This window comes from Tateyamaria sp. (assembly GCF_039945315.1).
Taxonomy (GTDB): Bacteria; Pseudomonadota; Alphaproteobacteria; order Rhodobacterales; family Rhodobacteraceae; genus Tateyamaria.
Genome location: NZ_JBDUXB010000058.1, coordinates 1 through 11,355 on the forward strand (window position 1 = coordinate 1; position 11,355 = coordinate 11,355).

At 49.5% G+C, this 11,355-nt stretch carries 10 protein-coding genes, 1 tRNA gene and 1 pseudogene; 4 read left to right on the forward strand and 8 right to left on the reverse strand.

The window, feature by feature from the left end; translation table 11 throughout:
• Positions 1 to 553: 553 nt before the first annotated feature.
• Complete coding sequence (locus tag ABJD00_RS19250; protein WP_413848548.1) at positions 554 to 1,081, reverse strand: hypothetical protein; 528 nt, start codon at positions 1,079 to 1,081, stop codon at positions 554 to 556.
• A 313-nt stretch (positions 1,082 to 1,394) separates the two neighbouring features.
• Here ABJD00_RS19250 and ABJD00_RS19255 point away from each other — a divergent pair, with 313 nt between their 5' ends.
• Positions 1,395 to 2,060: a recombinase family protein gene (locus ABJD00_RS19255; RefSeq protein WP_413848550.1), complete on the forward strand. Its 666-nt coding sequence runs from the start codon at positions 1,395 to 1,397 to the stop codon at positions 2,058 to 2,060.
• A 662-nt stretch (positions 2,061 to 2,722) separates the two neighbouring features.
• Here the strand turns inward: ABJD00_RS19255 and ABJD00_RS19260 are convergent.
• The 3 genes and pseudogenes from ABJD00_RS19260 to ABJD00_RS19270 form a co-directional block, all read right to left on the reverse strand.
• The gene (locus tag ABJD00_RS19260; protein WP_413848552.1) at positions 2,723 to 4,069 is read right to left on the reverse strand and encodes a DUF6538 domain-containing protein; all 1,347 of its coding nucleotides are present in this window, start codon (positions 4,067 to 4,069) and stop codon (positions 2,723 to 2,725) included.
• Positions 4,070 to 4,146: 77 nt separating this feature from the next.
• Positions 4,147 to 4,236: transfer RNA gene (locus ABJD00_RS19265), tRNA-Ser, on the reverse strand.
• A gap of 350 nt (positions 4,237 to 4,586) precedes the next feature.
• A pseudogene (locus ABJD00_RS19270) lies at positions 4,587 to 5,292 on the reverse strand (IS6 family transposase).
• A gap of 105 nt (positions 5,293 to 5,397) precedes the next feature.
• Here ABJD00_RS19270 and ABJD00_RS19275 point away from each other — a divergent pair.
• Together ABJD00_RS19275 and ABJD00_RS19280 are read left to right on the forward strand one after the other, a co-directional pair.
• Positions 5,398 to 5,685 (forward strand): hypothetical protein, encoded by a 288-nt coding sequence (locus ABJD00_RS19275; RefSeq protein WP_413848554.1) that lies wholly within the window; start codon positions 5,398 to 5,400, stop codon positions 5,683 to 5,685.
• Positions 5,682 to 6,728, forward strand: a complete 1,047-nt coding sequence (locus ABJD00_RS19280) for a hypothetical protein (protein WP_413848556.1) — start codon at positions 5,682 to 5,684, stop codon at positions 6,726 to 6,728. The genes ABJD00_RS19275 and ABJD00_RS19280 overlap by 4 nt, the downstream gene beginning before the upstream one ends.
• A 193-nt stretch (positions 6,729 to 6,921) precedes the next feature.
• On the opposite strand, the gene ABJD00_RS19285 is transcribed toward ABJD00_RS19280, so the two are convergent.
• Complete coding sequence (locus tag ABJD00_RS19285; protein WP_413848558.1) at positions 6,922 to 7,356, reverse strand: hypothetical protein; 435 nt, start codon at positions 7,354 to 7,356, stop codon at positions 6,922 to 6,924.
• A 356-nt stretch (positions 7,357 to 7,712) separates the two neighbouring features.
• Complete coding sequence (locus ABJD00_RS19290; protein ID WP_413853590.1) at positions 7,713 to 9,188, reverse strand: hypothetical protein; 1,476 nt, start codon at positions 9,186 to 9,188, stop codon at positions 7,713 to 7,715.
• A 201-nt stretch (positions 9,189 to 9,389) separates the two neighbouring features.
• On the opposite strand from ABJD00_RS19290, the gene ABJD00_RS19295 reads away from it, so the two are divergent.
• Positions 9,390 to 9,788, forward strand: coding sequence for a hypothetical protein (locus ABJD00_RS19295; protein ID WP_413848562.1), 399 nt, complete (start codon positions 9,390 to 9,392; stop codon positions 9,786 to 9,788).
• Positions 9,789 to 10,239: 451 nt separating this feature from the next.
• Here the strand turns inward: ABJD00_RS19295 and ABJD00_RS19300 are convergent, their stop codons facing one another.
• Together ABJD00_RS19300 and ABJD00_RS19305 are read right to left on the reverse strand one after the other, a co-directional pair.
• Positions 10,240 to 10,539: a hypothetical protein gene (locus tag ABJD00_RS19300; protein WP_413848564.1), complete on the reverse strand. Its 300-nt coding sequence runs from the start codon at positions 10,537 to 10,539 to the stop codon at positions 10,240 to 10,242.
• Between the two features lie 10 nt (positions 10,540 to 10,549).
• Positions 10,550 to 11,221, reverse strand: coding sequence for a ParA family protein (locus tag ABJD00_RS19305; RefSeq protein ID WP_413848566.1), 672 nt, complete (start codon positions 11,219 to 11,221; stop codon positions 10,550 to 10,552).
• Positions 11,222 to 11,355 lie beyond the last annotated feature (134 nt).

Genomic DNA, 11,355 nt, shown 5'->3' on the forward strand with positions numbered 1-11,355 from the left:
AGGGAAAGGATCAAACGAAAGACGCTCGAAGCGCGCCGCTTGCAACACAGACAACGCGCCGCATAATCAAACCAACAAGATGAGCCAAACTCTCTCTTAGTTTAGGTCGCCATTGGTTCCAAAAACTCTGACGACCGACACGTTGGCGACACCACGGAGTAATCTTCATTTTAGAAGAGAAGACACATCTAAGGTGTGAAAATACTAATTTCACTTAATTCTATGCGTACCTTTTACTATAGTAATTTATATAGCGATAGGTACTCATAGAACTGTAGGTGCCGCTGACGGCATTTAGTCCTTGTCACCTGTACGTCTCTCTCTTCCAAGGCTTCCAGTTACTATTGCCTGTTAGGACATATCGAATAGACACGCCAAGGAAGTAGATACTAATGATAACTACGAATTATAGTTCAGACATTGATTGCTCTATACCGTTGGCGCACCTATAATGAACTGCACGATCATAACTACTAGAACCCCACAGAGGTAAGCCACAAGAAGTATTGCTGTAAGGACCATCAAGACCCGGAACAGGACAACTGCAAGTCTATTAATCATTGCCTAGTAGGCCCAAGTCCGTAAGCTTCTTACGCCACCCGTACTTCTCACCCTCGATGTTGTTAGCCGTTATGGGCATTGCTTCACCTGTCCTAGGATGCTTCACGTCCTTCAGGTACTGTGTCTTTGAACCTTTGTCTGCCTTGTCGTAACCATTGATGATGGCCTTCCAATCTTCAGGCTTCAAACTCTGCTTCAATGCCTTGAGCTTCACACCACCAGCAGACATTTTCCCTTTAGGCTTGGCCTTTTCAGCTTCAGCTACGGCATCTGCCTTCATTTCTGCTTTCTTGTCTTGGATAAGCTCTCTGATGGCCTTAAGATCGTCCAACTTGTCCTCAAAGAAATCTTCGATTTTGTCGGCTAGGTCCCATTCGTCCACCTTAGCTTTTAGCTTTTTAAGCGTGGGTGTTATCTCATCCACTAGGCCCTGAACCTCATCCCTGCCCATATTCTTGGCATGGTCCATCAGTTCCTTGGCAGTCATGTCTTCCAATTTCTTTTCTTCTTCTTCGGCCATGTCTCAAATTCCTTTCGTTTGAACTCACTCAACCTAACCACTCCAGACAGACATTGCTAGTACGAGAAATCCTGTATCGGATTAGTGAAAAATTGGTGAGATAATTTTTAGGTGTCATTCGTATATACAGAGCACCCCCCACCCCCCCTTAGCCCCCTCAATATATGTATCAATGGACAACAATCATGACCACTATGGCCCCTAGGAGTGGACCTGAAGGACTGATTACGAGCTAAAGTAAAACACAACGTTCGTTGACATCTTACTTATGTCTTACTTATTAGGGGAGAGACATAGTTAGAAGGGAAGTCAGATGTTACAGTATATCACCTATCGAAGAGTAAGCACAAAAGGTCAGAAGGAAAGTGGCCTAGGGCTAGAGGCACAAGACAGAGATATCCAACTCTTCCTGAACAACTACAGTCCAGAACCATACGAAGTGGTAAGGGAATTTGTAGAACAGGGATCAGGTAGCAAACAGAATGAAGAGCTTCAGAAGGCTGTCCAGTTAGCCAAGGATACTGGGGCTACTCTCTTAGTGTCCAAGCTAGACAGGCTTAGCCGTAAGGTGTCCTTCATCGCTACACTAATGGACGATAAGAAGTTGTCCCTACGTGTCGCCTCTATGCCCAATGCTGATAAGTTCCAGCTACACATCTATGCAGCACTGGCAGAACAGGAACGTACATTCATATCGATCAGGACCAAACAGGCATTGAAGGAAGCCAAGGCCAAAGGGGTTAAGCTCGGTGGTCTAAGGGATAAGACGATAAAACGTAATGAAGCCATTCAAGGTCAGGCTGATAGTTTCGCCTCTCACATCTACCCTACAATCAAAAGGTTTAGGGATAGCGGTATGACCTTGAAGGACTGTGCTGATGAACTGAACAGACTAGGGATTGAGACAGCTAGAGGTGGTAAGTGGTACGATACTACTGTCCGTAATGCACTGTCACGTTGTACTGTAGCACCCTCTTAGAGCCAATATAAGGGCCATACAGAGCATGTAAGGTTAGCTGGTAGGGGTAGAGGTAGCCTAACGACACTAGCAGCGCTGTATGGGGCTAATTTAGCGTGTTACAGCTTAGATACTAGTGACCTCAGTTAAGGCATTGATTTAATTTAATACCCAAATCCTTCGACATTCAGTTCCACAGGAGACTTGCTGGGGGTGTGTGTGAAGGTCACAACCAAAAAGTGCTTGTCGTCCGTAGTGACAAGGTAGCCAACACCCTCACACACCAGAACAGCTTATGTAACTTTTTGAGTTACGTCAATGGCACCGGTGTATGTTCTCAAAGAGGGGAATGGGTGTGTGAGAGCTACTCGTGAACCAAGGGCGCTGAGTTTTCCTTGGGGGGAAAGCTGATGCCTCAATCAATACTTTCACCCTCACACCGGCCAGAGATAGCGTGTTTGAAAATGTTTCAATGGCTTGCTCAAAGAGTGGAATGGGTGTGTGAAGGCCTAGGTGGTATTACTGATCTTTGAAAGTTTGGGGCAAAGAAAGAGTAACAACCCTCACACACAGGTAAACGATACGTAACTTTTCTGATTGTCCCAAGCGATCTTAAGGCTAGGTCGACTATACTTTTGGATAGGTATTCAGTAGTCTTCGCTGCGCTCAGGTCAGCCATGCAGCTATTCAGCGAATAACCATGGATGCTCAACACTGTCTAGGGCTTCACGTCTCACCTCTAGGCTAGGTCCAGTGCCATACGTACCGGCGACATCACCTGAACTGTGGCCAGTTATGAAGTCGTTCACTTCTTTAGAGACACCAGCGTCCCTGAGCACGTCTTTCAGATTACCACGTAACGAGTGAACCACTTTAAGCCTATCGTCTGTCACTTTACGTATCTGTTTCATCAGGGCCTTAGATGCAGGGGATTGAGCCTTACCATCCTTGTCCCTTCTGAATTCAGGGAACAGTTGGCCACTACTTCTAGGAGTAAACAGGTGTTTGATAGCTTTAGGGATTGGCACCTTCCTAGCTGATCCTTTCGTCTTAACAATACTAGTCGTTAGATCAAAATGATCGTCCTTTATATTGTCCCAGTCTAGTAGTGCTGCCTCATCTAGTCTCATTCCAGTAGTGACAAGAATTGATAGTAGTGTCTTCAGGTGTTCAGGCATTTCAAGTTCAAATATCTTAGTCAATTCATCGTGGCTGAATGGCTGATAACTGGCCCGTGCCTTACCAAGTTTCTTATCTAGGGTGATCGTCATAAAGACATTAGTTTCAACGTAGCCCTTACGGATGGCCCAATCGAACATTCGCTTAACGTATCCGATCTTCTTGGCTATCGTCTCACGGCTCTTAGTCTCCCCTACCTTTTCTGCGTAGCTATGGATCATGACAGCAGTAACGTCAGACAGAGGGATATCACCACTGAATGCTTGGAACTCAGCAATAGACAATTCAGCATCCCTGATCGTCTTGGCTGGCCCATATGGCTTGCTGTCCAAGTACTCCCCCTGAACGACAGACAGCTTAGGTGAACCACTAGCATCTGTTGTCGTAGTAGTAAGGCTATCAATGATCGTAAGGGCCTCTCTGGCCTTCTGTGGCTTATCTGAGGGGATGAAACTCCCATCAGGGTTTTGACCAATGTAACGATCAGAGGACACTATCTGAACTTCAGCTACTTGGCGGAGCATTTTGATAAGGTCTGCACTGAGGTCCGTTGGCTGTCCCTCCTCAGCTTGCTCAGCAATTTTATCAACTACGTGGTCAGGGAATTGGATCAGGTTGGACAGATCATCAACAGGGTTTGGCTTCTTGCTATCGAACTCAGCGTAGATGTCAGTGGCTATCGAATGTTGTCGCCTTGACGCTTCAGCCTTGTCACTTGTCCCAGTGCTACGTTTGATCTGCTTACGATCACCAAATTCAGAGCGTAACTCTTCAGGGATTGTACAGAAAACGTACCATTTCTTTTTGTTCTTGGTGAGTGTTGTGGCTGGATAATGTGAACTCAGCGGCATCCGATATACTCCCAAATATACTCTAAGGTATGCTCTGAAACCTAAGTATATATGAAAATAAAGGCAATAGGGGTGGGTGGCGGAGACGAAGGGATTCGAACCCTCGAGACCCTTCCGGGCCTACTCCCTTAGCAGGGGAGCGCCTTCGACCACTCGGCCACGTCTCCACGGAGGCGTATACATGCCTATTCACCTTAAGAACAAGGACAAAGACAACGGTTGATTCAATTTTGTGGAATTTCCGTAAAAAGTGCAAACCAAGCAGAACAGCGCATGAACACGCACCAGCAAGTGGCAAGAATCTGGCAACGCTTGTTCTTGATATGTTTCACATCCGTAACGGGCCTGGCTAAGCTCTAACTAACGGCAAGTAAGCTCGACACAGACGTTGCGCCCCCGGGAGCTTTAGCCCGCGCTGGGATGCTACCCGGAGATGAGTCGCCAGATCGCTAGGATATTATGCGGTGGTGTTAGACCAATTCCAACCAGTCTCAGTATGCCCCCAAAATACCGGAACCTATGCCGAACAGACTTGGCGCCGCTCGGCAAGAGCGGCGGCACGGTTTAGTTTGAAATTGTTTCTGCTGTAGAGGGCGCGTTCCTGATTGAAATAATTGCAGACGGAGGCAGGAACGGAGGCGAACTTCTGTAAACTTCGCATGCTACGGAAACGTTGCATGGCGCATTCTCGTCGTCAAAACGGCAAGTGTGAATTCTCAGCTCTGTTGTTTTTCCAGCGACACGTTTCATGTCGGTCAGCGTTGCCGATGTCCTTCATTGCCGCGCCGTATGACCAAAGTTTGTCAGTCACCAAGATATCAGGACGAACGTGGCGCTTCATTGATTTCCTGAGGAATTTCAATGCTGCTTTGCGATTCCGGCGCTTTGTACCATAGCTTTCCAGAACTTCACCATCGTGATCAATCGCCCGCCAAAGGTAGTGCGTCTCGCCGTAAATCTTCACGAAAACTTCGTCCAAATGCCATTGCCAGTTCGAATACGACCGCGTCTGCTGCACTCGTTTACGGCGGATTTCTGCGGCGAACATTGGGCCGAAACGGTTCCACCAATATCGAACTGTTTCATGGCTATATCGATGCCGCGCTCGTGCAGAAGATCTTCGACGTTCCTAAGCGACAGCGGAAACCTCACGTGCAGCATCACCGCCAAGCGGATAATCTCAGGGCTGCTGTGAAAGCCTTGAATGGGTCACTTTTTGTCAGCTAGGATGACTAAGAGACCAACCTGCCCTCCACAACTTAAATCCTTCTGACAAGACCGTTGGAACGTTTATGGCTTACAAGTAGCGAATCTCCGAATTGGAACAGATGAGTAATTTTTCCCATCTTAGCGAGTATGATGCAGGTCTGGCCGCACTCGGGGCCTTCGCTGAACGTTACTTTGTCGATGATGCAAACACTGCGTTGATCAAAACCCGGCAATTTGCCGAGCGGCTTTCGGCTATTGTTGCGGATCGCGCAGGCCTTGAGGTGCCGGAACACTCAGACTTCGTAGACATTCTGCGCCGCATTCGCGCGGATAGCGCCGCGCCGCAGCCCCTAAACCCAAACGCGGCCGCCGCAAAACCTCCGCTGGCGGATAAAAGCACGGCATGACTGAAAAGGCGCAGGACATCCCAGCCTTCGGCTTCCAGTTGCGCCCTATCCTGTGCGCGCTCCTTGCGCCGGAAATCTCGTTCAGTGACGTGCTAAAGTCCGTCGCCGATACCTTCAATTTTCCACCCAGCAAGATCAATGTCGCGGCTCCGGCCGGGACCAAGAATACGTTCCACAATAACTTCCAAGTCGCGCTATCATGGCTCAAAAACAGCGGGCTGGTCGAGGAAGTGCGGCGCCCGAGACCTGGTAATCCTAAAAAGACCTATGCCGCATTGTCCCTGACGCCTGCCGGAAAAAAGGCCTGGGCCTCGAACACTCTGCCGCCGATGCCCGACAAGCTGGCCAACAGGGATCTCGCAACAGAGTTGAGGAAAGTCCCTCAAAAGAAAAAAGTTGCACGATCTGCCCGCGGGCTGGCGCCAGTAAAACGCGTCAAACGTGCGAATGTCCTTGGGGCCGAAGCTGCTATCATCGAAGGGATCCAAAGAATGGAGCATGAGCGACTGCACGGCCTTTGGATTCAGAACGTATTGAGGCTGGGCGATCCTGGGCAAGCGTTCAAACATGGGGCAGCGAACCGGATTGTTGAGGCCGTTGAGCAAGAGTGGAAACGCCGACTGCCACATATCCGGAAGCACCCCGAATACTTCACATGGCCCAGTACGGAGGCCGATGGCGGTGGAGATGGTTTCGAGATTGGAAAGGTACCCAGCGAGGGAATGCTCGGGTATCTTGAGTACCGGGTCGGCCGCACGAATGGACTACCTGAAGGCGCGCGCCGCGCAATTCTTGATCGCGTCGTGACAGGGACGCTGCCGATCTATTGGTCGTTGGAATATTACGAGCAATGGTCCGATCCCGGGTCCGCAGCTCGGCTTCAGAAGCTCGCCGAGACGATTGCTGCCTTCGCCAGAAACGCAAAACGGCGCCGACGAAGCGCGTTGTCCGATGCCATTGCAGAATGGGAAAGCGACCTCGTTTACCTCAAGAAGAAGCATTATCTCACGCGGTTTCGCTTTGGTTGGCCATCTACTTTGTAGCTAGATTTACGCGGTGAGATCACGCAGCTCCATTGTCGCCCAATTCGCTAAGCCCGATTTTGAAGGATTCAATTTGTGAAGTCTTTGGCTAGCAATCTTGTCTGAAGTCTGCACCAATTGCGCCAATCCAGCGCATGACCGTAAAGCAGGCTACGACTGCGGCAATGGCAGGTTCGCCAAATGACCAAGTATACTAAGTAGCATATTTATTCTCTGCCTTTTCTTGCAGCGACAACAAAGCTGTCGCCAAGAGATTGATGTCACTTTCAATATCGTTAGTCTTCGACGCATTCTCGATCAGTACGTAATGCGTGACTGAGCCTGCTGGATGATCCTCACGGGCCTCCTGAACCACATACAATCCGCTTATTTGGCACAACAGGTCGATGATTGAAGAGTACTCATCAAAATCAATTTTCTGCCTGCCGTCAGATAGTATGAGTTCAAATGGCTCGGCACCGATCTCTTCTGAGATAAAGAGGAGATTTATCTCACCTAGTTTGTTTGTGCCTAATTTACATCCTATGAACTCGTCATCAACGTCATAGGCAACGACGTCATCGTAATCCTCAATCGGCGTTTGCTGTCGCTGCTCCTGCGAAAGGTCGTTGTCATTATACAGAAGCACAATTTCCCCTTTTTTTATTCTGCGAGCTTTCTCATTAAACTAAGCCGACATTCCCCAATGTAGAACGCAATCAAGCGCCTCCATCAACTCCAGAATGCTGACTTTCAACTTGAAGGCTCCACATTAAGAAAATTTCACAAATTTTGTGCGACCGCCTGATAACATAAAACGCGATGGCGCAGGTGCACGCCCAAAAGAAATCGCTGTGATCTGAACAGTCTGCAACGGGCTCGAAGCACCCGTTCGCTGCGATCCGCATGAACGTCTTCAAAGGTATCACAACGGACGTTCGCTGCTGAGCGCCCCAAGTTTTGCTCTACCGCAATTCATCAGTGATTGGTGTTTGGGTCCAATGCTTACACTATTAGTTCTGTAATTCCTGCAATGAGGCCCGCTTGCATACTGCGTTTTACGGCGGTCTTGCGCGCCTCTTCACACATAGCATCGCCGTTTAGAAGCACACGCACATTTCTGGCCAGTGACACAATTCCCGCAAAGGCAACTGTGTCCAGAATTTCCGGTTCCGCGCCCGAGGTCAGTTTTTCAGCCGCGCTGTCGAAATCGTGAGATAGCTGTTCGTTGGAAATGTCAGTCGAAGCAAAACCATGTTTCTCAGCGACCTCTGATGTGACCATTGCGGGCGTATCTTCGTACTTCTCAAAATGTGCTTCGACATAGGCCCCATACGACGTGGCCTTAAGCTGGAATTCTCTAATTTCGCCTGTTTCTGTATTGATGATTTGAACGTCTGCTCCGGGATGGTTGGTCGCTTCAAACAATTCCACGCGGAACTCGTCGCCATCGCTGTTTTCCGCTCTTGCGAATTGTAACTCGTGCGCGATGCCTTTTACGTTGTTTTTGAAGCCCTTTAGCTGAGCGGGTGAGAACGCCTGAACGTGTTCGGCAATCTGTTCGTTGGCCATTTCAGACAGTTCATTGGATGAACGCCGGATGGCGTCTAGCATGTCTTGTTCCGCCAGAGTGAACTCGTGCGGACCGTCGGACAACAGATTGAAAATGAGTGCCGAGCCAACACCAACTATAAGCGGTTCAGTTAGCGTTGATGTATGTTTGGCGAAGCCGCGCACAAAGCTCAGTTCAGTGAAAGCATTGCGGTACCCACGGCGCTGCATGATTGGCCAGTCTTGTGAGACAAGCAGCACTTCGGACGCTTTCTCAACAAGCGGGGCAAGCGCGTCTTCGTTCAGGGCCGCAGCCTCTTTTGCGCTGAGTGCCAACTCTCCCTTTTCTGCCTGCCGCAACCCTATGACCAACGCACTACACGCATCGATAAGTTGCTTTTCGGATTGCAATAGTTCGTCGAGCTTGCGAGCTTTTCCGAGAAAGTACTTGCCGGCAAGCGGCACCACCACAAGCGGAGCGGCAACTGCTCCCGCAATCGCAGCGCCACCAACGAACATGGTCCCCATTGCGACATTACCACCAATCCACGCCAAAGCGCTGGAGGTGAAAGCTGCCCCACTCCGGCTGCCAATTGCTGTGCCGGTTGAAGCTGTTCCAGCAAGTGCGGCAACAGAGAAAAACGAGACGGGTACCGCTGCACCTGCAAGCTTACTAGTGGCAACTGTAACGACCTTTTTCGTCCAGCCACTCTCATTGACCACACAATCTGATAGCTGTTCGCAGGCATCAGCCGCGCGTCCAAACCAATTGGTGTCATCCAACGGCTTCTTAGAATCCAAGTATTCCTCAAATTGCACTTTCGACCAGTCGGCAAGGGTGTATGAGTTTTCTTGAACCTTAGAGAGGGTGCTGGATGAAGCGTTCAAAGCTTTTTCAGCAAGCCGGTGAAAACGATTGTCCGACGTCATTTATGGATCTTTCTCTGGGGTTTAGTCTTATAGTTGGGAGGGCGCCTGTCTGGTTGCAAGCCAATGAATAGAATTCTACGATTCTGGTATGAGCACTGACACTCGATAATGTGCTCACTACTTTCACCCTTCGGCATCCCTATTGAGATCAGCTTGCCCCTTGCCTCTGCTTGCACACTTTCCTGTGCAAAGGAGACCGACATGCCAGCAAGACATGGTTTCAGACTATACAAAGACATCGTTCTCAGCGAACCCAATCAACCGGTTTGGTCGGCCATTGGCAAAATTGGCGAGCAACGATTTCTGCTACTTGGACAGATCGAAGTCTACTCGAAGGAAAGTGGTGCATTGTGGCTCGAAATCAGCCAGGTGGGCCAGGAGATCGGCAAGGGCAATCATGGTAAACTGGATGTTTTCAAACGCCGACGGAAGGAAAACGACCCCCATCTATTTGGTTTTCTGAAAATCTTGGAGGAAACATATGCCGCAGCGGCTTGGATGTGCCGGGATGACTACGATACCAGGTATCTTCATTTGACCATGCTGAAAACAAAAAAGCCGCCCGTTCCGGAGGCGACGCTTTCAAAATCGGGTATGTGAGCCACAACGCTGGCTCTAATTGCCGGCGTTCAGAAACGGACCCTTTCGCTTATCTGATAGACCAAAAATTGCATGATGTCCTCCTAATCACGCGTGCGGGATCACGTGATAGACTTCGCCAATTACGAGAGTAACGTGGATGATGACCGCCGCGATATGCAGCTGATGGTAGGCTTCTTTGATGAAATGGAACATGTCGTCGCCTCTGTTTTTGAATGTGCATTTTCTATCTCGCACGTGCAGCCAAGTCAACATCTAAGTTATTGATAATTAAAAATATTCATAAATATTTTACTGAATCGCACGCGCTCAAAATCGGCTTCATATTCTTTTCGAAAAATAGGAGGCAGCTCCCAAAAAGAAGAGGGCATCTCGGAAAAATAAGAGAAAAAGAAATCGGCCCGGCTCCCCGCATGATGAGGCAGGGAGCCTTCTTATTTTTTGAATGGCGCTACAGATCGAACGTTTGGCCGTGCTGTTCCAAATATGCGATCAATGACAACTCGACCGCCCTAACAACAGCCTGCTCTTTGTCCTCGCGGATCGCATTCCATGCTGAGTAAAGGTCCGGGTTCACACTGACAGAGAGTTTTTGGGTGCGCGCGGCAGCCCTGCGTTTGCTTGGGCTCATCTCTGGTTGGGCCACCAAGCTTGATTTGCTGGTTGAACCGCGGGGAAAGCCCAAGTCACCTTGCTCGACTTTGTTAGCATCGCCGACCCCGGGCATGAGATTTTGCTTTATGTTTTCCATTTTTCTGTCCTTAAGCTGCTTTGAGAATTTCTGAGAGCGTGGCCGAGATTTCGCGTGCCAGAGCGGCAACATTCGCATGTGCTGATTGCGGGGAGGATCCGTGGAACCGTTTTGGTAAGTCCAAATAGTCACCCCCAAAGCTGATCATCGCTTGGAAAATAGGTCGATTTGCTAGGTGAGTTGCAAATACTGGCGCATTTGCTTGCTGTAAGACTGATTTGATCTCTCCAGTGATCCGGAACTCGACGGCGCCCGGTTCCGTTTGGGCCAATAGAACCTTGGCGGCGATATCGCGCTTCAGAACCAAGCTTTTTTGACGAACCTGCTTGAGTACTTGCACTGCTGCCAGAGCATCCAAGCGGGACGCCTTGGTCGGCACAATTACAAGGTCACTAACCAGAACAGCATCAATCAGGGATGCATCATCTGACCCTTCAACATCGATCAGGACGTAGTCGTAGTGCTCTGCGGCGGCGAGCGCTGCTTCTGTAAGGTGTCGCTGTTCTACCTGATGCACGGCAAGATTGTCGGGCAGCCGTTTGGCGTTTGCCCACTGGGAGAGCCAGAGCTTGGGATCCGTGTCCAAAATACAGACAGACATCCCGGACCTTGCTGCCTCGAGGCCCGTCAAAATGCAGGTTGTGGATTTCCCGCATCCGCCTTTTGGTGAACAAACCCACATTTCCCAAGTAATTGAGTGATTTGGCTTCGCGGGCTTGGCTTTTCGTGATATATTTCAGTGTGTTATCTGGGTTTGGAGGCTGCAATGTTAGATCACCCTTTGGGTGCGGGTTCTGAGGGCGGTTTTCGGCTGGG